At 60.8% G+C, this 22,331-nt stretch carries 21 protein-coding genes and 1 pseudogene; 7 read left to right on the forward strand and 15 right to left on the reverse strand.

Translation table 11 applies throughout. From position 1 onward, the window contains the following. Nucleotides 1-8 precede the first annotated feature (8 nt). Nucleotides 9-1,571, reverse strand: a complete 1,563-nt coding sequence (locus AC07VF_RS09235; RefSeq protein WP_244655837.1) for a methyl-accepting chemotaxis protein — start codon at nucleotides 1,569-1,571, stop codon at nucleotides 9-11. 405 nt (nucleotides 1,572-1,976) lie between these two features. Then, nucleotides 1,977-2,735 carry a tellurite resistance TerB family protein gene (locus AC07VF_RS09240; RefSeq protein WP_192170786.1) on the reverse strand — a complete coding sequence of 253 codons (759 nt, stop codon included), beginning with the start codon at nucleotides 2,733-2,735 and terminating at the stop codon, nucleotides 1,977-1,979. A 255-nt stretch (nucleotides 2,736-2,990) separates the two neighbouring features. Here AC07VF_RS09240 and ydcS point away from each other — a divergent pair, with 255 nt between their 5' ends. From ydcS to AC07VF_RS09270, 6 genes are all read left to right on the forward strand, one after another. After that, nucleotides 2,991-4,142, forward strand: a complete 1,152-nt coding sequence (gene ydcS, locus AC07VF_RS09245; RefSeq protein ID WP_192170785.1) for a putative ABC transporter substrate-binding protein YdcS — start codon at nucleotides 2,991-2,993, stop codon at nucleotides 4,140-4,142. A 3-nt stretch (nucleotides 4,143-4,145) separates the two neighbouring features. Next, nucleotides 4,146-5,207, forward strand: a complete 1,062-nt coding sequence (locus tag AC07VF_RS09250) for an ABC transporter ATP-binding protein (RefSeq protein ID WP_495007876.1) — start codon at nucleotides 4,146-4,148, stop codon at nucleotides 5,205-5,207. Between the two features lies 1 nt (nucleotide 5,208). Next, nucleotides 5,209-6,159, forward strand: a complete 951-nt coding sequence (locus tag AC07VF_RS09255; RefSeq protein ID WP_495007877.1) for an ABC transporter permease — start codon at nucleotides 5,209-5,211, stop codon at nucleotides 6,157-6,159. Beyond that, nucleotides 6,149-6,958, forward strand: a complete 810-nt coding sequence (locus AC07VF_RS09260) for an ABC transporter permease (RefSeq protein WP_495007878.1) — start codon at nucleotides 6,149-6,151, stop codon at nucleotides 6,956-6,958. Before AC07VF_RS09255 ends, AC07VF_RS09260 begins: the two co-directional genes overlap by 11 nt. Before the next feature lie 141 nt (nucleotides 6,959-7,099). After that, nucleotides 7,100-7,354, forward strand: coding sequence for a type II toxin-antitoxin system HicA family toxin (locus tag AC07VF_RS09265; RefSeq protein WP_346625565.1), 255 nt, complete (start codon nucleotides 7,100-7,102; stop codon nucleotides 7,352-7,354). Then, entirely contained in the window at nucleotides 7,351-7,677 is a 327-nt protein-coding gene (locus AC07VF_RS09270) for a type II toxin-antitoxin system HicB family antitoxin (RefSeq protein ID WP_192170782.1), read from the forward strand. Before AC07VF_RS09265 ends, AC07VF_RS09270 begins: the two co-directional genes overlap by 4 nt. 49 nt (nucleotides 7,678-7,726) lie before the next feature. On the opposite strand, the gene AC07VF_RS09275 is transcribed toward AC07VF_RS09270, so the two are convergent. The 3 genes from AC07VF_RS09275 to AC07VF_RS09285 all read right to left on the reverse strand — a co-directional run bounded on the left by AC07VF_RS09275 (nucleotide 7,727) and on the right by AC07VF_RS09285 (nucleotide 11,362). After that, complete coding sequence (locus AC07VF_RS09275; RefSeq protein ID WP_495007879.1) at nucleotides 7,727-8,833, reverse strand: NADH:flavin oxidoreductase/NADH oxidase; 1,107 nt, start codon at nucleotides 8,831-8,833, stop codon at nucleotides 7,727-7,729. A 186-nt stretch (nucleotides 8,834-9,019) separates the two neighbouring features. Continuing rightward, nucleotides 9,020-10,729 (reverse strand): single-stranded-DNA-specific exonuclease RecJ, encoded by a 1,710-nt coding sequence (gene recJ, locus AC07VF_RS09280; protein ID WP_282373304.1) that lies wholly within the window; start codon nucleotides 10,727-10,729, stop codon nucleotides 9,020-9,022. Nucleotides 10,730-10,819: 90 nt separating this feature from the next. Then, nucleotides 10,820-11,362 (reverse strand): YaeQ family protein, encoded by a 543-nt coding sequence (locus tag AC07VF_RS09285; protein WP_192170779.1) that lies wholly within the window; start codon nucleotides 11,360-11,362, stop codon nucleotides 10,820-10,822. Between the two features lie 251 nt (nucleotides 11,363-11,613). On the opposite strand from AC07VF_RS09285, the gene AC07VF_RS09290 reads away from it, so the two are divergent. Further along, on the forward strand, nucleotides 11,614-12,459 hold the full coding sequence (locus AC07VF_RS09290) for a TIGR02285 family protein (protein ID WP_495007958.1): 846 nt from the start codon (nucleotides 11,614-11,616) through the stop codon (nucleotides 12,457-12,459). Nucleotides 12,460-12,653: 194 nt separating this feature from the next. Here AC07VF_RS09290 and AC07VF_RS09295 read toward each other — a convergent pair whose 3' ends face one another. The 10 genes and pseudogenes from AC07VF_RS09295 to rpsP all read right to left on the reverse strand — a co-directional run bounded on the left by AC07VF_RS09295 (nucleotide 12,654) and on the right by rpsP (nucleotide 22,288). Then, the gene (locus AC07VF_RS09295) at nucleotides 12,654-12,950 is read right to left on the reverse strand and encodes a DUF3509 domain-containing protein (RefSeq protein WP_192170777.1); all 297 of its coding nucleotides are present in this window, start codon (nucleotides 12,948-12,950) and stop codon (nucleotides 12,654-12,656) included. 219 nt (nucleotides 12,951-13,169) lie between these two features. Beyond that, a pseudogene (locus AC07VF_RS09300) lies at nucleotides 13,170-15,236 on the reverse strand (transporter substrate-binding domain-containing protein); the annotation flags it as partial. A gap of 176 nt (nucleotides 15,237-15,412) precedes the next feature. Beyond that, complete coding sequence (gene thrC / locus AC07VF_RS09305) at nucleotides 15,413-16,822, reverse strand: threonine synthase (protein ID WP_192170776.1); 1,410 nt, start codon at nucleotides 16,820-16,822, stop codon at nucleotides 15,413-15,415. 150 nt (nucleotides 16,823-16,972) lie between these two features. Next, complete coding sequence (locus AC07VF_RS09310) at nucleotides 16,973-18,277, reverse strand: homoserine dehydrogenase (RefSeq protein ID WP_122623446.1); 1,305 nt, start codon at nucleotides 18,275-18,277, stop codon at nucleotides 16,973-16,975. 132 nt (nucleotides 18,278-18,409) lie between these two features. Continuing rightward, on the reverse strand, nucleotides 18,410-19,150 hold the full coding sequence (gene dsbC / locus AC07VF_RS09315) for a bifunctional protein-disulfide isomerase/oxidoreductase DsbC (RefSeq protein WP_192170775.1): 741 nt from the start codon (nucleotides 19,148-19,150) through the stop codon (nucleotides 18,410-18,412). A gap of 167 nt (nucleotides 19,151-19,317) precedes the next feature. Further along, complete coding sequence (xerD, locus tag AC07VF_RS09320; protein ID WP_495007880.1) at nucleotides 19,318-20,214, reverse strand: site-specific tyrosine recombinase XerD; 897 nt, start codon at nucleotides 20,212-20,214, stop codon at nucleotides 19,318-19,320. A 130-nt stretch (nucleotides 20,215-20,344) separates the two neighbouring features. Continuing rightward, nucleotides 20,345-20,695, reverse strand: coding sequence for a 50S ribosomal protein L19 (gene rplS / locus AC07VF_RS09325; RefSeq protein ID WP_037012438.1), 351 nt, complete (start codon nucleotides 20,693-20,695; stop codon nucleotides 20,345-20,347). 43 nt (nucleotides 20,696-20,738) lie between these two features. Next, nucleotides 20,739-21,491 (reverse strand): tRNA (guanosine(37)-N1)-methyltransferase TrmD, encoded by a 753-nt coding sequence (gene trmD, locus AC07VF_RS09330; protein ID WP_495007881.1) that lies wholly within the window; start codon nucleotides 21,489-21,491, stop codon nucleotides 20,739-20,741. A 3-nt stretch (nucleotides 21,492-21,494) separates the two neighbouring features. After that, complete coding sequence (rimM, locus tag AC07VF_RS09335; RefSeq protein WP_037012440.1) at nucleotides 21,495-22,031, reverse strand: ribosome maturation factor RimM; 537 nt, start codon at nucleotides 22,029-22,031, stop codon at nucleotides 21,495-21,497. A gap of 5 nt (nucleotides 22,032-22,036) precedes the next feature. Then, nucleotides 22,037-22,288, reverse strand: coding sequence for a 30S ribosomal protein S16 (gene rpsP / locus AC07VF_RS09340; protein WP_037012442.1), 252 nt, complete (start codon nucleotides 22,286-22,288; stop codon nucleotides 22,037-22,039). Nucleotides 22,289-22,331: the final 43 nt, after the last annotated feature.

Here is a 22,331-nt window from a genome sequence, read left to right on the forward strand (position 1 = left end):
GGCCTGACTCAGACCTTGAAACGCGAAACGCCGCTACGCAGCCCCACCGCCACCTGGCTGAGCTCGTCGATGGCGAAGCTGGCCTGACGCAGGGATTCGACGGTCTGGCTGCTGGCATCACCCAACTGCACCAGCGCCTGGTTGATCTGTTCGGCGCCAGTGGCCTGAGCCTGCATGCCTTCGTTGACCATCAACACACGCGGCGCCAGGGCCTGCACTTGATGGATGATCTGCGAAAGCTGCTCGCCGACCTGGGTCACTTCGTACATGCCGCGACGCACTTCTTCGGAGAACTTGTCCATGCCCATGACGCCCGCCGACACCGCCGACTGGATCTCGCGAACCATCTGCTCGATGTCGTAGGTGGCCACGGCGGTCTGGTCGGCCAGACGCCGGACTTCGGTGGCGACCACGGCGAAACCACGGCCGTATTCGCCGGCTTTTTCCGCTTCGATGGCGGCGTTGAGTGACAGTAGGTTGGTCTGGTCGGCGACTTTGACGATGGTCACCACGACCTGATTGATGTTGCCGGCCTTCTCATTGAGGATCGCCAGCTTGGAGTTGACCAGATCGGCCGCGCCCATGACCGAGTGCATGGTTTCTTCCATGCGCGCCAGGCCTTGCTGACCGGAGCCCGCCAGGACCGAAGCCTGATCCGCCGCTGAGGTTACTTCGGTCATGGTGCGCACCAGATCCCGGGACGTTGCGGCAATTTCCCGCGACGTGGCGCCGATTTCCGTGGTGGTCGCCGCGGTCTCTGTGGCCGTCGCCTGTTGCTGCTTGGAGGTGGCAGCAATCTCGGTCACCGACGTGGTCACCTGAATCGACGAGCGCTGGGCCTGGGACACCAATGCCGCAAGTTCGGCGACCATGTCGTTGAAGCCAGTCTGCACTGATCCGAATTCATCGTTGCGATCCAGCGCCAGCCGCGTGCTCAGGTCGCCGGTGCGCATGGTCTCGAGAATCTGCACGATGCGATTCATCGGCGCCAGAATCGCGCGCATCAGCAACAGGCCGCACGCGGCGGCCGCCAGCAAGGCAATGATCAACGAAATGCCGAGGGTGATTTTGGCGCTGGAGACGGCGGCTTGAATGGCGTCGGACGCCTTGTCGGCGACCACCTTGTTCTTGGCGCCGAGTGCGTTCAGCTGTTTGCGACCCTCAAACCACGTGGGGGTGAGTTGCTCGGCGAAAATCCGTTGGGCCAGCGCGTAGTTGTCGCCCTGATAAGCCGCGAGCACACCGTTCAGCACCAACTGGTAGCGCTCGCGCAGTTGCAGAAACTGGGCGAAGTCGTTGCGATCCGATTCGTCGAAGATGCTTTTCTGGTAATTGACGATCTGCGCCTGCAGGCGGTCTTCGAATTCTTTGTACTGGTCTTCTTCAGCGCTGGTGAGGTCGCGACCGGCGCCTTCACTGAGCAAATGCTGGGTGGCTACGTAGCTTTCGACCCAGGCGCCGCGCACGGTGCTGCTGTAGAAAACGCCTGGCAGCGCGTCCAGTCGTACGGCATCGCCGCTGCTCTCGATCACCAGCAGGCGATTGAACGACACGATCACCATCAACAGCATGATGGCGATGATGACAGCGAAGCTCGCCAAAATCCGTTGACGCAACGTCCAGTTCTTCACAGTCAGCCCTCAAGGGTTCAACGCCGGCATGACCGGGTTCAAGAAGCGGACCGACGGACGGTCCAAAGCGAGCGGGAGTATAGCCTAGTGACTTCCCAATAAACGGGCTGTTTCCGACAAGGAAAACGCCATATCACACAGCCAGATCGGAAGTGTCTTACACGCTATCGGCTTGATGTGACGTTGCTTGATGGTACGAGTGCGTTGTTGGCGGATGTCTGCAGCGGACGTTCAGCGCACGAGGGAGAAATGCGGGTCAGACCCCAACGGGTGTTGGGCCTGACCCGGCAGGTTTGCGGGTGTCGGATGGTGTATCCGGGGCGGGTCGCTGGACAGGCTGACGGTTTAAGGCTGCGCCTGACGCACCTGGTGCTCAAGCTCAGTCTTGAGGGCGGGATCGAGCTTCAGCTGCCTGGCGAGTTCGTCCAGGTAAGCGCGCTCCATGAAGTGTTCTTCGTCGACCATCATCACGCTGGCCAGGTACATCTCGGCGGCGATTTCCGGGGTCTGCGCCGCGCGGGCGACATCGGCCGGGTCCAGCGGCTTGTTCAGTTCAGCGTGCAGCCATTGCTGCAGTTCGTTGTCGCCGGTGATGCGGGTGAACTCGCCTTCGATGAGTTCGCGTTCACGGTCGTCAACGTGGCCGTCGGCCTTGGCCGCTGCCACCAGCGCCCGCAGGATGGCCTCGCTGTGCTGCTCGACCTGGGCCGGCGGCACGCGGTCCACGGTTTGCGGCTCAACCGGTTGCGCCACACCCTGACTCGCCTGCCAGTTTCCGTAGGCCTTGTACGCCAACACGCCCAACGCTGCGAGCCCGCCGTAGGTCAGCGCTTTGCCGCCCATTTTGCGTGCGCCTTTGTTGCCCATCAGCAAGCCCATCGCGCCCGCTGCCAACGCGCCGCCACCGGCCCCGGAGAGCAGCCCGCCAAGGCTCCCGCCCAACTTGCCGCCCAAGCCGCTGCCACCGACTTTGCCGAGCAGATCGCCGAGACCGCCCTGCCCGTTTTGCCCGCTTTTGCCGCTCTTGTCGTGAGCGCCGGCCTTGTTTTGCAGCAGGTCCTGGCCGGATTTCAACAGTTGATCGAGTAAACCGCGCGTGTTCATGACTTCACCTTCAGAAGGGGGACAGACGATTCGACCCGCAGGTTAAGGCGAAGACACCGACGCGCGCCGGGCGGGTTTGCTTCTGAATGTTGCGGCGACTGAGCGTCCGGAGGCCGGATGGTTTTCATTCAATCGCATCCGCCCTGCACGAACGGGCGCGGTATTTGCTGCGCCAAGTTTGTCGAGGATCGAACGGGGCACTACGCTCTGCACCACCAATCTCTGCCCAAACAACCACCATGAGGCAAACCCACCATGTCCGTGCACAAGACTGCGATTCTCAGCGCCGTGATCACCGCCCTATTCACCAGCGGCGCGGTGCAGGCCGCTGAAGCACTCACGGCGGTGGGCGATGGCGAGGGGCAACTGGATATCGTGGCGTGGCCGGGCTACATCGAACGCGGCGAAAGCGACAAGGCCTACGACTGGGTGACCGGCTTCGAGCAGGAAACCGGCTGCAAGGTCAACGTCAAGACCGCCGCAACCTCCGACGAGATGGTCAGCCTGATGACCAAGGGCGGCTATGATCTGGTCACCGCGTCGGGCGATGCGTCGTTGCGACTGATCGCCGGCAAGCGTGTGCAGCCCATCGACCCCACGCTGATCCCGAACTGGAAGACCCTCGACCCGCGCCTGAAAGACGGCCCCTGGTACACGGTCGAGAACAAAACGTACGGCACGCCGTACCAATGGGGCCCGAACGTGCTGATGTACAACACCAACGTGTTCAAGACGCCGCCGGTGAGCTGGAGCGTGGTGTTCGAGCCGCAGGATTTGCCCGACGGCAAACCGAACAAGGGCCGGGTCCAGGCCTACGACGGGCCGATCTACATCGCCGACGCCGCGCTGTATTTGAAGACCGCCAAACCGGAACTGAACATCGTCGACCCTTACCAGCTCACCGAGACCCAGTACAAGGCGGTACTCGACCTGCTTCGCGCTCAGCAGCCGCTGATTCACCGCTACTGGCATGACGCGACGGTGCAGATGAGCGACGTGAAAAACGAAGGTGTGGCAGCGTCGAGTTCGTGGGGTTACATGGTCAATGGGCTGGTCGCCGACAAGCAGCCCGTCGCCTCGACCATCCCCCAGGAAGGCGCCACCGGCTGGGCCGACACGACGATGTTGCACGCCGAGGCCAAACACCCCAACTGCGCCTACAAATGGATGAATTGGTCGCTGCAACCGAAAGTTCAGGGCGACGTTGCGGCCTGGTTCGGCTCCCTGCCGGTGGTGCCTGACGCGTGCAAGGGCAACGAGCTGCTCGGCGCCGAGGGTTGCGAGACCAACGGGTTTGACCTGTTCGACAAGATCGCTTTCTGGAAAACACCCCAGGCCGAGGGCGGCAAATACGTACCGTACAGCCGCTGGACGCAGGATTACATTGCGATCATGGGCGGGCGTTAAGCCATGACCCACGCTGTCCAGTTCACCCAGGTCTCGCGGCTGTTCGGCGAGGTGAAAGCCGTGGACCGGGTGTCCATCGACATTGAGGACGGCGAGTTCTTTTCGATGCTCGGCCCCTCGGGTTCCGGCAAGACCACCTGCCTGCGCCTGATCGCAGGCTTCGAGCAACCCAGCGCCGGGTCGATTCGCATTCATGGCCAGGAAGCCGCCGGCTTGCCGCCGTACCAGCGTGACGTCAACACGGTGTTTCAGGACTACGCGCTGTTTCCGCACATGAACGTGCGGGACAACGTTGCCTATGGCCTGAAAGTCAAAGGCGTCGGCAAGGCCGAGCGGATCAAGCGAGCCGACGAGGCCCTGAACATGGTGGCGCTCGACGGCTATGGCGCGCGCAAACCTGTGCAACTGTCCGGCGGACAGCGCCAGCGTGTGGCCCTGGCGCGTGCACTGGTCAATCGGCCGCGGGTGCTGCTGCTCGACGAGCCCCTCGGCGCCCTCGACCTGAAGCTGCGCGAACAGATGCAGAGCGAGCTGAAGAAACTGCAGCGCCAGCTGGGCATCACCTTCATCTTCGTCACCCACGACCAGACCGAAGCGCTGTCGATGTCGGACCGGGTCGCGGTGTTCAACAAAGGCCGCATCGAGCAGGTCGATACGCCACGCAATCTGTACATGAAACCGGCGACGACCTTCGTGGCGGAATTCGTGGGCACCTCCAACGTTGTGCGCGGCGAACTGGCCCAGGCATTGACCGGCAGCCCGGGCGCTTTTTCGATTCGGCCCGAGCACATCCGTTTTGCCGAGAGCGGCACTGCGACGCACGACATTCAGCTCAGCGGCGTGCTGCACGACATCCAATATCAGGGCAGTGCCACCCGCTACGAGGTCAAACTGGACAACGGCCAGACACTCACTGTCAGTCAGGCCAACAGCCAATGGCTGGACACCGGCGCGCGCTATCAGCCGGGGCAACGCCTGACGGTATGCTGGGCGCGGGAAGCGATGATTGCGCTACATGACGCGCCACGTGAGTCGCCAGAAATCGCGACGGGCGAGGCGCCTTGAGATGGGGCAGACGTTCACTGGCTCGGCGCCGACGCAACGGCAATCGCCATTCCGACGCTTTTCCAACCTGCTCTATCGCCGCCCGAATCTGTACCTGTCGCTGCTGCTGATCCCGCCGCTGCTGTGGTTCGGCGCGATTTACCTCGGCTCGCTGCTGGGCCTGTTGTGGCAGGGCTTCTATACCTTCGACGACTTCAGCATGACCGTGACGCCGGACCTGACCCTGGCGAACTTCGGCGCGCTGTTCAACCCGGCCAACTTCGACGTCATCCGCCGCACCCTGAGCATGGCGGTCGCAGTGTCCATCGCCAGCGCCATCATCGCCTTCCCCATCGCGTATTACATGGCGCGCTACACCACCGGCAAAACCAAGGCGTTCTTTTACATCGCGGTGATGATGCCGATGTGGGCCAGTTACATCGTCAAGGCCTATGCGTGGACGCTGCTGCTGGCCAAGGGCGGCGTCGCGCAATGGTTCGTTCAGCATTTGGGTTTGGCGCCGGTGTTGCAGGGGCTGTTGAGCGTGCCCGGCATTGGCGGCAGCACCTTGTCGACCTCGCATCTGGGGCGATTCATGGTGTTCGTCTACATCTGGCTGCCGTTCATGATCCTGCCGATTCAGGCTTCCCTCGAGCGCTTGCCGCCGTCACTGCTGCACGCCTCCGCCGACCTGGGCGCCACGCCCCGGCAGACGTTCATGCAGGTGATTCTGCCGCTGTCGGTGCCGGGCATTGCAGCGGGCTCGATCTTCACGTTTTCGCTGACCCTGGGGGATTTCATCGTGCCGCAACTGATCGGCCCGCCGGGCTACTTCATCGGCAGCATGGTCTACGCCCAGCAAGGCGCCATCGGCAATATGCCGATGGCAGCAGCGTTCACGCTGGTGCCGATCGTGCTGATCGCGGTTTATCTGGCCATCGTCAAGCGTCTGGGGGCTTTCGATGCACTCTGATAAAGCGTCGTGGGCCCTGAAGATCGCAGCCTGGGGCGGTCTGGTGTTTCTGCACTTTCCGATCCTGATCATCTTCGTCTACGCCTTCAACACCGAAGACGCCGCCTTCAGCTTCCCGCCGAAAGGCTTCACCCTGAGGTGGATCGGCGTGGCATTCGCGCGGCCTGACGTGCTGGAGTCGATCAAGCTTTCGCTGCAAATCGCCTGCGTCGCCACGCTGATCGCATTGGTGCTCGGGACGCTGGCCTCGGCAGCGTTGTACAGGCGGGACTTCTTCGGCAAGGACGGCATCTCGCTGATGCTGATTCTGCCCATCGCCCTGCCCGGCATCATCACGGGTCTGGCCTTGTTGTCGGCGTTCAAGACCCTGGGGATCGAGCCGGGCATGTTCACCATCATCGTCGGCCACGCGACCTTCTGCGTGGTGATCGTCTACAACAACGTTATCGCCCGCCTGCGCCGCACATCCCACAGCTTGATCGAAGCCTCGATGGACCTCGGCGCCGATGGCTGGCAGACCTTCCGCTACATCATCATGCCTAACCTCGGCTCGGCGCTACTGGCCGGCGGCATGCTGGCGTTTGCCCTGTCGTTCGACGAAATCATCGTCACCACCTTCACTGCCGGGCATGAGCGCACATTGCCCATCTGGCTGCTCAACCAACTCAGCCGCCCACGGGACGTGCCAGTGACCAATGTCGTGGCGATGCTCGTGATGATAGCGACCATGCTGCCGATCCTCGGCGCGTACTACCTCACTCGGGGCGGGGAAAGCGTGGCGGGGAGTGGGGGGAAGTGAGCGGGTTGGGGCAGCGTGCTTCCCACGACGGGAGGCAGATAGGGCGAGCTGGGGAGGATTAAGACGCAGGAGCCCTGACGTGTCTCCTTTTCCTACAACATCGCACTAGGCTCGGGCTTGTCAGTATCATATTTTGATACCATGAATAATCGACAAGCTGGCACCTTAAAAATCGTGTTCTCCAAACCCGTCCCCCATAACCTGGAATGGAGTCGACTGGAGTCGCTCTTCGCGGCGTTAGGCGCAAAAACCATAGAAGGCAGTGGCTCAAGGGTCAGGTTCGAACTCAATGGCGTAGTGGCGACCTTTCACCGGCCGCACCCGGACAAGGGTGCGAAGCCGTACCAGGTTCGTGACGCGCGAGCGTTCCTTGAGCACGCAGGAGTTACTCCATGAACATCATGAACTACAAAGGCTACTCAGCCCGGATCAACTACAGCGATGAAGACGGCCTCTTCGTAGGGCATGTCGCGGGGATCAAAGACGTGATTGGCTTTCATGGCCAGTCGGTACAAGAGCTACGATCGGCGTTTGAAGAGGCGGTGGACGACTATCTTGAAGTCTGCGAACGCTTGGGCCGTGAGCCACAGAAAACCTATTCCGGAAAACTGAGCTTACGGCTGGAACCTGAGTTGCATGCAAGCGTGGCGTCACAAGCGGAGTTGGCGCATAAAAGCATCAACCAATGGGTCAGTGACCTGCTTCGGCAAGCCATCTGACCCCATATTTATAAGCGAATAGCCTATACAGGCGTTCCGCGCCTGCGCCTCAATCCCGTAAATCCGACTCATGAATCGGCTGGTCGCGGTGCGTTGCCCGCTGGTATTGCGCGGGCCATGTGGCTTGGCGTCCGCCCAGATGTTCATCGGCACGCAGCGGCCAGTACGGATCGCGCAGCAGTTCGCGGGCGAGGAAGATCAGATCAGCCTGGCCCGTCCGCAGAATGGTGTCGGCCTGGGTGGGTTCGGTGATCATGCCCACGGTGCCGGTGGCAATGCCTGACTCGCTGCGCACTCGAGCGGCGAATTCAGTCTGATAGCCCGGGCCCACCGGAATCTCGGCCTTGGCCGCAGTGCCGCCGGAAGACACATCAACCAAATCAACGTCCAGCTCTTTCAAGCGTTTGCCCAGCTCGACGGTTTCATCCGCGTTCCAGCCGCCCTCCACCCAGTCGGTGGCCGAGACGCGCACGAACAACGGCAGGTCTGCGGGCCAGACTTCACGCACGGCTTTGGTGATTTCGAGGGTCAGACGGATGCGGTTTTCGAACGAGCCACCGTATTGATCCTGACGCTGGTTGCTCAGCGGCGACAGGAACTGATGCAGCAGATAACCGTGGGCAGCGTGGATTTCGACCACTTTGAAACCTGCGGTCAAAGCACGTTTGGCAGCATCGACGAAGGCCTTGATGATGTCCTGAATCTGGGCTTCATCCAGCGCCGTAGGCACGGTGTAGGTCGGGTCGAAAGCGATCTTCGAGGGGCCCCAGGTCGCCCAGCCGCCTTGGTCGGCAGGGATGGCGCCGCTCTGGCTCACCCACGGCCGCCATGTACTGGCCTTGCGTCCTGCATGGGACAGCTGAATGCCGGCCACCGCGCCTTGGGCGTTGATGAATCGAGTGATGCGCTGAAGCGGCTCGATCTGCTCGTCGTTCCAGAGGCCGAGGTCTTCCGGGGTGATGCGCCCGTCCTGGGTTACCGCCGCCGCTTCGGTGAAAATCAGCCCGGCGCCGCCGACCGCGCGACTGCCCAGATGGACCAGATGCCAGTCATTGGCCAGGCCGTCGGCGCAGCTGTACTGACACATCGGCGAAACCACAATGCGATTGCGCAAGGTCAGTTGGCGAAGGGTGTAGGGTTCAAGCAGCAGGCTCATGGGCACCTCTCAGGTCGTGTGGCAGGTTCCATACGTTGCGAACCTTGAGCCTAGTCGACAACCCGAGCGAAGTGAGGGTTCACTCATTTCCCGGCTGAAGCCAGACATCCTGAAACAACGCGTTCACCTGTAGCACTGGCTTTAGCCGGGAAGGCGTCAGTGGCCACACCGCAAGTTGATCGCAGTTCAGCGCGGTGAAAGATGAACCACCATCAGTTGCACGGTTTCGTTGCCGCGGAATTCGTTCAGGTCCAGCTTGTACGCCAGCTCGACCCAGCGCACGGTCGGGTTGGGCCATACGTCGCGATCGACGCTGAAGGCGATGCCTTCGAGCTTGACGCTGCCGCATTCAGTCTTGAGTACCATCTTCAGATGGCGCTCACCGACCACTCGCTGCTCCACCAGCTGGAACACGCCATGGAACAACGGCTCGGGAAAGTGTTGCCCCCAAGGGCCGGCGTTGCGCAGCGCACGGGCCAGTTCCAGGTGAAATTCTTCGACGGCCAGTGTGCCGTCGGACAGCAGCCGGCCGGTCAGGTCTTCTTCCTTGAGCTGGCGGCGAACTTCAGCGTCGAAGGCCTCGGCGAATGCCGGGAAGTTGCCTTCCGGCAGCGACAGACCGGCCGCCATCGCATGACCGCCGAACTTGCTGATCAGCTCCGGATGTTTAGCCGCCACGGCATCGAGCGCGTCGCGGATGTGAAAGCCCGGCACCGAACGCGCCGACCCCTTCAGCACACCCTCGCCCGCGCTGGCGAAGGCAATGGTCGGGCGGTGATAACGCTCTTTCAAACGCGAGGCCAGAATGCCGATCACGCCCTGGTGCCATTCGGGTTCGAACAGACACAGACCAAACGGCATCGACTCCAGCGGCAGGTCCTTGAGCTGGGCGAGCGCCTCGCGCTGCATGCCCTGCTCGATGGATTTGCGGTCCTGATTGAGCTCGTCCAGACGCACGGCCATTTCCCGCGCCTCGGTCTCGTCATCGCAGAGCAGGCATTCGATGCCCAGGCTCATGTCATCCAGGCGCCCGGCCGCGTTCAGGCGTGGGCCGATGATGAACCCCAGGTCGGTGGAGGTGATGCGCGAGGCCTCGCGACGGGCGACCTCGAGAATGGCGCGCAACCCCGGACGGGCACGACCGGCGCGGATGCGCATCAGCCCCTGGTGCACCAGAATCCGGTTGTTGGCGTCCAGCGGCACGACGTCGGCGACACTGCCCAACGCCACCAGATCCAGCAACTCGCCCAGATTGGGTTGAGCGCGGCCCTCGAACCAGCCGATGTCCCGCAGTCGTGCGCGCAAGGCCATCAACACATAAAAAATCACGCCAACGCCGGCCAGCGACTTGCTCGGGAAGGTGCAGCCGGGCTGGTTCGGGTTGACGATGGCATCGGCCGCCGGCAATTCGTGGCCGGGCAAGTGGTGATCGGTGACCAATACCTGCAAGCCCGCCGCCTTCGCCGCTGCAACGCCTTCAACGCTGGAAATGCCGTTGTCCACGGTCATCAGCAAATCAGGCTGGCGCTCAAGGGCGACCTGGACGATTTCCGGTGTCAGGCCGTAGCCGAATTCGAAACGGTTCGGCACCAAGTAGTCCACGTGCGCCGCACCGAGCAGACGCAGGCCCAGTACACCCACCGTGCTGGCCGTCGCGCCATCGGCATCGAAGTCGCCGACGATGAGGATACGCTGACGCTGCTGCAATGCAGTCACCAGCAAATCGACGGCGGCCTCGATGCCCTTGAGCTGTTGGTAGGGAATCAGCCGGGCCAGGCCCTTGTCGAGCTCTTCCTCCGAGGCCACACCGCGCGCTGCGTATAACCGGGTGAGCAAAGGCGGCAGATCGCCGAGAAAAGGCAGGGTGTCAGGTAACTCGCGTGGTTCGATGCGCATTCGGGTTCCGCTGGTGTTCTCGTTGGGGCCGGTTGGGTGTTGCGATGTCAACGCGATGCCGCTGTTGTAGCGTCGCAATGCAGGACTGAATCAGCCCCGCTCGCCTGCCAGCCACTGCAGTTGCACTTCGTGCTGGCCGCGATCATCGGTGACGAAGATCGTGCCTTCGCTGATCATCACGTCCCACTTGATCACCCGGGGCATGTCCTTGGCCAGGATCTCCAGTGCCTCTTGGGGGACCGAGGCGATATTGACGTTCTTCAGCGTCTTGATCGCCGGTATGACCTTGCCTTCCCACACCCGCAGACTGCCGTAGGCCAGCAGGCTGGTGCGTTCGGTGCGGCGCGAGCACCACGTCAGGCGGTCGGCGTCGGGCTGGCCCACTTCGATCCAGTGCAGCACGCGATCGTCCAGACTCTTTTCCCACAACGCAGGCTCGTCGACGTCCGACAGACCACGGCCAAACGACAGATGCTCGTTGTACCAGAAGGCGTAGGCCAGCAGGCGCACGGTCATGCGCTCTTCGGTCTCCGAAGGGTGACGCGCGATGGTCTGCTTGACGGTTTCGTAGACCCCGCGATCAAGGTCGGTGAGATTGAGTTCGAACTTGTAGGTCGTGGACGGTTGGGCCATGAACGGGCTTCTAGTAGAGACGGGAAAGGCGGCAAGTCTACCCGATGCAGCCCCGTTGAACGACCGAACTCGATGAGCGATGCGGCTCGCCCTTCAGATCGGAGCTGGGGCACAACGTTCGCGAGGCGTTACTCATGCCCCCATGACATGTGTTAAATAAATGAGGCACATCACCGATTCCTTGCTGCGAGACGCTGTCGATGAGGGTCAACGCTTCCATGCATGTCACCGGTTCCCGAATGCGCGCCGTGCTGCTCGCTGCTCTGCTCATTAGCCTGCCCGGTACCGCGTCGGCACGTGAAACGCTGATCTGGCTGCTGCGCGACTTCCCGCCCCTGACTATATTTTCGGGCCCATTGGCGGGCCAGGGCGCCATCGACAAGCTGATGCCTGAGCTGACCGCCCGGATGCCGGAATACGATCACCAGATCATGCACGTCAATCGCGCGCGCGGAACGCAGATGCTCAATGACCCTGACGTGTTCGCCTGCGACCCGACCCTGCTGTGGACGCCCGAGCGCGACAAAACCATGTTGTTTTCCATCCCCTCCTATGCCACGCCCAGTAATGGCGTGACGATCGAGCGCAGCCGCCACGCGCTGTTCGCACCTTTCATCGACGCCGACGGCCGCCTCGACCTCGCCGCCCTGCTGGCCAGCGACAGCGTTGATGTAGGCATCGTCGGCGAACGCAGCTACGGCCCGGTGATCGATAAAGTGTTGCGCGAGACCACTCGCCCCAAACGTCTGATCCTGCACTACGGCAACACGGCGGTGGGCAGCATGCTGGAGATGGAGCGGCTTGATCGCTTTCAAGCGATTATCAGTTACTGGCCGGAAGCCCGATTTCACGCTCAGCAACAAGGCATTCCCCTGGATGCGCTGGAATTTCTCCCGGTCAAGGGCGTGCCCAAATACCAGTTTGCTCACATTGCCTGTTCGAAGACCGAGAAGGGACGCGCGGCGATGGAGATCATCAACCGGGAAATGCGTGTGCTGCGGGTGACGCGGCTGATCGGGTTTTACGCGGAGTGGATGGTCAAGAAGGAGGAGTATCTACGCGACGCCCAGACATTCTTTGAGGAGCCGCCGAACTGACCCGGCATAGACCCGCGGCCTGGAGCGAAAAGCCGAATTTCAGACAAAAGAAACCCCGAGCAGCGGGGAGACTACTCGGGGTCAACCGTGGTCCATCTTGGACCCGTACGGCAGGCAGCATGAACATCGGAGCACAATGCCTGCGCCTGCCGTAACTGATAGGAGCCTACTGAATCGAGAAGGTTCCCCGCAGCTCAGACGAAAGGTCGAGCTGCAGCGTAAGCAGCGGACTGGGACACATTGCGCATGGCTGCGATGACACAAGGCTCAATGCGCCCTTCTGCCACCATCAAATCACGGTGAAGACCATCTACCACGTCAGTCAGCTGGCGCTTGTCGCCCAGTTGCGACGCAGAAAAAACACGCTCGATCACTATCGCACCCGCTGGATTTTTCAGCGTCACCAGACGCTCGCCCAGAATACCGGCAGGGCCAATGCTCACCTGATAAGGGGACAGCGCTTCGCTCAGTAGCAAGCTGATATTTTCCATCCGGATCACCACTCAACAATTTGAATGCAAAGGTGCTAACCAATGACCATTGGCAGCAGCGGAAAGTTCTGCGCACTGTGGCGAGTTGACACATGCGCACTGCCTGCCGCAGTTTGATTCCGGAGCATGCCTGCCGAATGTGACAGGCAGAATTCACGCCCCTGACGTCTTCGCCTGCTCCAGGTCGTTGAGCAACGCCTTCAACTGGCCTGCCGCCTGCTCGGCCGCAAGACGGGCATCGTGCAACTCACCTTCCAGACGCTTGCGTTCGCTGATGTCCATCCAGCCGCCGAGCAAGCCCTGCAGCTGACCGTCCGCGCGGTGGAAGGGGGCCGTCCATTCCGAGACGTCGATCTGACGTCCGCCCAGCCGCAGTACGCGCTCGGTAAACACACGCTCCCGCGTCTCCAGCATTTTCATGTAGTCAGCGTGCATCTGCTGGGCGAGGTCGCCGGGAATGAGGTCAACATCGATCAGGCGACGACCCTGCAATTGCTCGTAACTGATGCCGAAAATTTCCTCATAACTGCGGTTGCAGGCGACAAGACGGCCCTGAAGATCACGCACGTAAATCGGATTGGGGATGCCGTCGAGCAGTATCCGCTTGAAGGCAAGCTGGTCACCCAGTTGCGCCTCGGCGCGCTGCCGCTGGTGAATCTGAAACTTCAGGCGGCTGCTCCAGGCCAGTGACACCAGCCCCAGCAGTAAGGAAGCGCCAGTGAGCCAGTATATCCAGGCGGGAATGCGGTTCCAGACCGAGGGGTGAGGATTCGCCGCGCCGAGCCATTTCAGGCGGATCGCACGCATTTCAGCCACCGGGAATTCCTCCAGAGCCTTGTTGAGTATGCCGAGCAATTCGGGCTGGCTTCTGACGACCGAAAATTTGTCCGGCGACCACATGCCCTCGACGCTGCGTCCGACCTTCAGCTCGCCCAATGGATACAACCACGCGCCGGCCTCGTTCTGGATGGTCGCGTCGGCGTCGCCCTTCTCCACTAGTCGGCGGGCATCCTCATAGGTCGCCACAAGCTTGAGCTGGATATGCGGATAGCGTTGCTGAATGAACCCGAGCAACGCGTGTCGTGCGGGAAGCGCCAGCACCTTGCCGGTCATGTCCGACAGCTGAAAGGACGGGTTACTGTCAGCGTGCACGAGAAAGACCCAGTTGTTGCCGCCAAATGCGTAGGTGAAATTCAACTGCCCTTTGCGTTCCGGGTTTTCGGCCAGCGTGGTGTTCATGTGTGCACTGCCGTCCGTCAACGTCTCCAGCAAATCTTCGGTCGAGGCCGATTCCTGATACACGAACTGCAAACCGGTCATTCGCGAAATACGCGCGAGCACATCCACGTTCAAACCCACCCAGCGACCTCGGGCATCCTTATAGACGTAGGGAGGGTGCTGGGTGGAGGCGACGATGACCTGCGGATGTCTGCGAATCCACCGCCGTTCGATCGCGTTGATGTTCACCTGCCGTCGGGCAAGATCGGCGCCCAACCCGAGGGTCCAGCGCCCCTGGATTTCACGGATGACAGCGTCGTCCACGCCTTCCAGCGCTCGGTCGAAGAGCGCCCGCAGCGTCGAGTCTTGCTCTCGGAAGGCAAATGAAAAGCCTGTGGATGGCAACAGGCTGTCGAACTTGGTCTGTAAACCGAGGTAAGGCCGCAACAGGCTGTAAGACTGCACCGTCAGCTCATTGGCAATGAAGGCGTCGGCGGAGTCGTTCGCCAGTGCCTCCATCGCGCTGTACAGCGTGGGCGCGACGACGATTTCACTGTCCGGGTAGAGCCGCTGAACCTGCGCTTCGTCCGCATAACCGTCCAGCAGCAACACGCGCTTTCCTCTCAGCGAAGGGTGCAGGTCAGCGTCGTTGCCTCTGCCGAATACCACTGTTCGGTCAGGAATGTAGTCCCGGCTGAATGCCAATCCGGACGTTTCTCGCTCGAAACCGTTGGCGCTGGTCAGCAAGTCGATTTCTCCGGCCAGCAATGCGTTGACCGCCTGGGCGCGCTTTGCGAACCCGCGTATCTGCACGGGCATGGAAAGCCGCGAACTGATCAGGCTCAGGTAATCCGCGCTGATGCCTTGATAGCGATTATGGTCGGTGGTGATGTCGATGGGCTCATGATCAGCAACGGAAATGCCGACTCTCAGCACCTTCCATGCGTTCAGCCACTGGCGGTCCGCCTCGTCAAGAACAAGCGGCTGCTGCGCCACGAAGGGCGCGCTCAGGCCGAACCGCAAGTTCTCAGCTGCATGGCCTGCGCGACTGCAGATGCACACGAGCATCAGCAACGCCCACAGCGCCGGTTGGATATTCAGGATGCGGCTGCTAAATGCCGCTGAGTAAAAATGTTTAACAACCACGGGCTTATACCGAAAGAAGAAAATTCTTCGGAAGTGTGGCACGCAGAAAAAACAAGGCCCGCTGCGAGGCGGGCCTTAGTTGTTACACGGCGATACGGTCAGAGAGGTTTCCCACGATTACCGTGCTGGCTGACAAAGGCCTGCATGGCTTTGAGGTCATTTGGCAGAACAGTGCAGCGCTCGTCTCGCTCGAACAAATCAGACAAATGTGCAGGCAGCTCAAGCGCTTTTCCTACACCGGCTTTCAGCACGGCGTCCGGGAACTTGACCGGATGCGCCGTTCCCAGGATCACCATTGGCGTGTCCAGGCTGCGGCGGCAGTCCCGCGCGGCTTTCACGCCGATCGCGGTGTGCGGATCGAGCAGCTCGCCGGTGCTGGCGAACACTTCAGCGATGGTTTTGCAGGTGTCCTCGTCACTGACCGCCAGCGAATCAAACAGCTTGCGGGTCTCGGTCCAGCGCTCTTCCTGAACGCTAAAACCGCCGCCCTGCCTGAAGTTGGCCATGAGCTCGGCAATCGCCCCGCCGTTGCGACCGTGCATGTCGAACAGCAGGCGCTCGAAGTTGGACGACACCATGATGTCCATCGACGGCGACAACGTGGCGTGCAGGGTTTCCTTGACGTACTGATTGCCGCTCATGAAGCGGTGCAGGATGTCGTTGCGGTTGGTGGCAACCACCAGCTGGCTGATCGGCAAGCCCATGTTGCGAGCGAGGTAACCGGCGAAGATGTCGCCGAAGTTGCCGGTGGGCACGGAGAACGCCACCGAACGCGCCGGGCCGCCCAACTGCAGCGCCGCGTGGAAGTAGTAAACGATCTGGGCCATGATCCGCGCCCAGTTGATCGAGTTCACCGCGACCAGCCGCGTGCCCTTGAGGAAGCTCTGGTCGGCGAAGCTGTTCTTGACCATTTCCTGGCAGTCGTCGAAGTTGCCTTCGATCGCGATGTTATGGATGTTCTCGCCGAAGATGGTGGTCATCTGGCGGCGCTGAACATCGGACACGCGGTTGTTCGGGTGCAGAATGAAGATGTCGACGTTATCGCAACGACGGCAGCCTTCGATGGCGGCCGAGCCGGTGTCACCCGAGGTGGCGCCGATGATGACCACGCGTTCGCCGCGCTTCTCGAGCACATAGTCCAGCAGACGACCCAGCAGTTGCAGGGCGAAATCCTTGAACGCCAGGGTCGGCCCGTGAAACAGCTCCAATACCCACTCGTTGCCGTTCAGCTGACGCAGCGGCGCAACCGCAGCGTGGGAAAACACGCCGTAGGTTTCTTCGAGAATCTTCTTGAAATCCGCGTCGGGGATGCTGCCCGTCACGAACGGACGCATCACGCGAAAAGCCAGCTCGTGATAAGGCAGGCCGGCCCAGGACGCGATCTCTTCCTGCGTAAAGCGCGGCAGGTTTTCCGGCACATACAGACCGCCATCGCTTGCCAGACCGGTCAGCAGCACATCTTCGAAATTCAGGGCCGGTGCCTGGCCGCGGGTACTGATATAGCGCATTTTTCAAACCTTCGGTTTGGGCGGCGAGCTCAAAGAGGCCAGCTGCAAGTCAAAACGGTTTGTCTTTGACCTGCAGCCCGGGGCCCGAAGCTCACCGCGATATAAGTTTGCTGTTACTTGCAGCTTGCCGCTTAACGCTTGCGGCTCGTCTCAGTTCAGATGCTCGACGCGGATGCGCACAACCGGTCCGGCAACGTCTTCCAGCGCTTCCAGCGCTTTTATCGCATCGTTCATGCGTTTCTCGACCACGCGGTGGGTCAGCAGAATCATCGGCACCAGGCCGTCATGTTCTTCGACTTCTTTCTGCATGATCGATTCGATGTTGATGCCGCGCTCGGACAGAATGCTTGCCACCTGGGCCAGCACGCCGGGATGATCCTTGGCCTGGATGCGCAGGTAGTACGCGCTTTCACACGCGTCGATCGGCAGGATCGGGTGGGCGGACAGCGAATCGGGCTGAAAGGCCAGATGCGGAACGCGGTTTTCAGGGTCGGTGGTCAGGGCACGGACCACATCGACCAGATCCGCCACGACGGATGAAGCGGTCGGCTCCATGCCGGCACCTGCGCCGTAGAACAATGTCGAGCCGGCGGCGTCGCCGTTGACCATCACGGCGTTCATCACGCCATTGACGTTGGCGATCAGACGGTCCGCCGGGATCAGGGTCGGGTGGACGCGCAGTTCGATACCGCTCGGCGTGCTGCGGGCGACGCCCAGGTGCTTGATGCGGTAGCCCAGCGCTTCGGCGTAATTCACGTCGGCGGTGGTCAGCTTGGTGATGCCTTCGGTGTAGGCCTTGTCGAATTGCAGCGGGATGCCAAAGGCGATGGACGCCAGAATGGTCAGCTTGTGCGCCGCGTCGATGCCTTCGACGTCGAAGGTGGGATCGGCTTCGGCATAGCCCAGCGCCTGCGCTTCAGCGAGGACGTCCGGGAAGGTACGGCCCTTTTCACGCATCTCGGTGAGGATGAAGTTGCCAGTGCCGTTGATGATGCCGGCGACCCAGTTGATGCGGTTGGCCGACAGGCCTTCACGAATGGCCTTGATCACCGGGATACCGCCCGCCACCGCCGCTTCGAAAGCCACGATGACGCCCTTCTCACGGGCCTTGGCGAAAATCTCGTTGCCGTGCACGGCGATCAGCGCCTTGTTGGCGGTGACCACGTGCTTGCCGTTTTCGATGGCCTTGAGCACCAGCTCGCGGGCGATGGTGTAGCCACCGATCAGCTCGATGACGATGTCGATTTCAGGGTTGCTTGCCACGTCGAACACGTCGGTCGTGGTCGGGGTACCGGTAATCTGGCAATTGGGGTTTGGTGTACGCATGGCAATCTGCGCCACTTCGATTCCACGCCCGGCACGGCGGGCAATTTCCTCGGCGTTACGCTTTAGCACATTGAAGGTACCGCCACCGACAGTACCCAGCCCACAGATGCCTACTTTGACCGGTTTCACTATGAACTCCCCATAAAACGGCCGACGCGAGGCCGGCCGTGGAATCAGCCGCATTCAGCACGGCTCGCTATTGATGAAGCGCTACGGACAGGCCGCTTCAATGTTTACCGCAGGAGGCTGCGATAAACGAAATTACTTGGCACTCAGCGCGAGTTTGGCCACTTGTGGCGCCGGCTGGTAGCCCGGAATCAGCTGACCGTCGGCCAACACGATGGCCGGTGTGCCGTTCACGCCGATGGACTGGCCGATTTCAAACTGCTTGGTGACCGGGTTGTCGCACTTGGGCGCCTGGATATTCTTGCCATCGACCATGCGGTCCATTGCACCGCGGCGGTCCTTGGAGCACCAGACGGCCTGAAGTTGTTCGTCACCCGGCGAGCCCAGACCCTGACGCGGGAACGCCACATAACGCACTTCGATGCCGCGCTTGTTCAGCTCCGGCACTTCGGCGTGGAGTTTGTGGCAGTACGGGCAGGTGGTGTCGGTGAACACCGTGATATGGGATTTGGTCTCGCCCACGGCTGGGTAGACGACCATTTCAGCGGCAGGAATGCCATTGATGGTCTTGGAAATCGCCTGACGCTCGACCTTCTCGGTCAGGTTGACCGGCTTGCCGGCCTGCATCTGGTACAGGTTGCCCTGCATGACGAACTGACCGTCGGCGCTGGCATACAGCACTCGACCGCCCTTCAGATTCACTTCGTAGAGGCCGTTCAACGGACTGCTGGAAATGCTCTCGACGGGAATCTCCAGATTCAGCGATTCCAGGGTCTTGCGAATGGCTTTGTCGGACGCCTCGTCGGCGTGGGCAAACAGGCTGAAAGAGCTGGCCAGCGCTACAACGGCAGCACCGAGAAAACGAGTGACGCGCATGAAAACTCCTCGAGCGGTGAGCAGACGGGCCAAGCTGAAAACGGGTGGCGGAAAAGCACCGGGAGATTTTCAGGGCCTTGATCTGCGAAACCGGCAAAGCCTATCACATAAGGCTCGCGAGGCCGACGCCCGCTGATGTACGACACATCGTAAATTACTGAAGTCCTCTATCCCCTAGGATGGTGCTTCGTATGCATTTCCTGCAACCGCGCGCGGGCGACGTGGGTGTAGATCTGCGTGGTCGATAGGTCGCTGTGGCCGAGGAGCATCTGCACCACGCGCAGGTCGGCGCCGTGGTTGAGCAGGTGGGTGGCGAAGGCGTGACGCAAGGTGTGCGGCGACAGGGATTTGCCGATGCCGGCGACTTTGGCCTGGTGCTTGATGCGATGCCAGAAGGTCTGGCGGGTCATCTGTTCACCGCGCTGACTGGGAAACAGCACGTCGCTGGGCCGACCGTTGAGCAATTCTTGGCGAGCATCGCGCATGTAACGCTCGACCCAGACGATGGCCTCCTCCCCCATCGGCACCAGACGTTCCTTGCTGCCCTTCCCCATGATGCGCAACACGCCCTGGCGCAAGTTGACCTGCTCAAGCGTCAGGCTGATCAGCTCGGTCACGCGCAGGCCGCAGGCGTAGAGCACTTCCAGCATGGCCCGGTCGCGTTGACCAATGGCGTCGCTCAGGTCGGGCGCGGCGAGCAACGCTTCGACATCGGCTTCGGACAAGGATTTGGGAAGTGGCTTACCCAGCTGCGGCATGTCGACCTGCAACGTCGGGTCGACCGCAATCAGCTTTTCCCTAAGGAGGTAGCGATAGAAGCCGCGCACGCCGGAAAGGAGTCGCGCCGTCGAGCGAGGTTTGTAGCCATTGTCGACCCGCCACCCCAAGTGGTCGAGAATCGCTTCGCGACTGACACTCATCAGGTCCACGCCTTTTTCCTGCAACCAGCCGTTGAACAGCGCGAGGTCGCTGCGATAGGCATCGCGCGTGTTGTCCGAAAGCCCTTTCTCAAGCCACAGGGCGTCGAGAAAGCGGTCGATCATGGGATGGTCTATGGCGGGCATGGGTTCTGACTTGTGTGGTGAAAAGCGGGGGGGCAGTTTTTCATACCTGCACAGGCGGGACAAAACCAAATGCCAGAAAGCAAAAAAGCAGCCCGTAGGCTGCTTCTTCATTCGCATGGGAAGACTGGGATTAAACCAGTTTTTCCTTGATGCGAGCTGCTTTACCGGACAGGTCACGCAGGTAGTACAGCTTGGCCTTGCGAACGTCGCCGCGACGTTTCACAGCCATGCTGTCGATTTGCGGGCTGTAGGTCTGGAAAGTACGTTCAACGCCAACACCGTTGGAGATTTTACGAACAGTGAAAGCACTGTTCACACCACGGTTACGCTTGGCGATAACAACGCCTTCGAACGCCTGCAGACGAGCGCGGTCGCCTTCCTTCACTTTCACCTGAACGACAATGGTGTCGCCCGGGGCAAAGGGAGGGATCTCTTTGGTCATCTGCTCTGCTTCGAGTGCAAGGATGATTTTGTTAGTCATGCTGTGCTCCTAAGGTAAACCGGTCTGATTTACCATCGATACGTTAACTATCGTCCCGCTCGCGGAGGTATTCCGCCAGCAGCTTCTTCTCTTCTCCAGAAAGCGAGCGGCTTTCCAGAAGATCGGCGCGTCGTTCATAGGTCCGCCCGAGGGACTGCTGTAAACGCCAACGCCGGATGTGTGCGTGATTGCCACTAAGCAATACGTCGGGAACACGCTGATCCGCATACACCTCCGGTCGGGTGTAGTGCGGGCAATCCAGCAGACCATCCGTGAAGGAATCTTCCTCCGCGGAATCTACATGCCCTAAAGCTCCAGGCAGCAGTCGCGTAACCGCATCTATCAGGACCATGGCCGGCAGCTCACCGCCAGATAACACATAGTCGCCAATCGACCACTCTTCATCGACATGAGCTTCAATGAAACGCTCGTCGACGCCTTCGTAACGACCGGCAATCAGGATAAGTGCTTCTTCCTGCGCCAGTTCGCGTACCGCAGACTGATCCAGCTTGCGGCCTTGTGGCGACAGGTAAATTACCTTCGCCGCATCCCCCGCCGCCTGCCTGGCCTGAACCAGAGCATCTTCGAGGGGCTTGATCTTCATCACCATGCCAGGGCCACCGCCAAACGGGCGATCGTCCACAGTGTGATGTCGATCAGTGGTGTAATCCCGCGGATTCCAACAGGTGAGCTGCAACAGCTCCTGTTTCACCGCACGGCTGGTAATGCCGCATTCGCTGATGGCGGAAAACATCTCGGGAAACAGCGTGATGACTTCTATGCGCAGGCTGGCCATTGCTTAGAAATCCGCGTCCCATTCCACCTTCATCTCGCCTGCAACCAGATCAACTGCCAACACGCATTGCTCCGTATAGGGCAAAAGGCGTTCGCGATCGTCCAGACTGCCTGCGCAGGGTTTGACCACCATTACATCATTGGCGCCGGTTTCCAGAAGATGATCGACCTTCCCGAGCAATTGCCCAAGACCGTCAATGACCTTCAGACCTTCAAGCTGGTACCAGTAGTACTCGCCGTCGGTCAATTCAGGGAACAGGTTGCGTGGCACGCAGATCTCGTAACCGGCCAGAAGACGAGCTTCTTCACGATCATCAAGACCCTTGAGCTTAGCGACCAGGAACTTGTCGTTCCCGCGTCCACTGACCAGCTCGACCTGTTTCACATTGCCTTCGCGCTTGAGCGTCCAGGTTTTGTACTGCAACAGGTTTTCGGTTGGATCAGTAAAGGAATACACCTTCACTTCGCCGCGAACGCCGTGTACCGAGTAAATCTTGCCGATGACGATCAGATCGTCGGCGGAAGCTGGCGTCGCGTTCATATTGCTCAGGCCGCAGCCTTAGCAGATTCCTTCAACAGCGAAGCAACACGCTCAGAAGGTTGTGCACCAACGCTCAGCCAGTAGGCCAGACGCTCTTGGTTCACGGACAGACGGATTTCCTGACCACGGGCAACCGGGTTGAAGAAACCGATTTGTTCCTTGTGGGAACCGTCACGTGGGTTGCGGCTGTCGGTGACAGTCAGGTGGTAGAACGGGCGCTTTTTAGAGCCGCCAAGGGCAAGACGGATTGTTAGCATTGAACAATTTTCCTGTAGTCGGTGCTGCAAATCTAAGATGCAC

Source organism: Pseudomonas sp. GW821-FHT02H06, assembly GCF_059421525.1.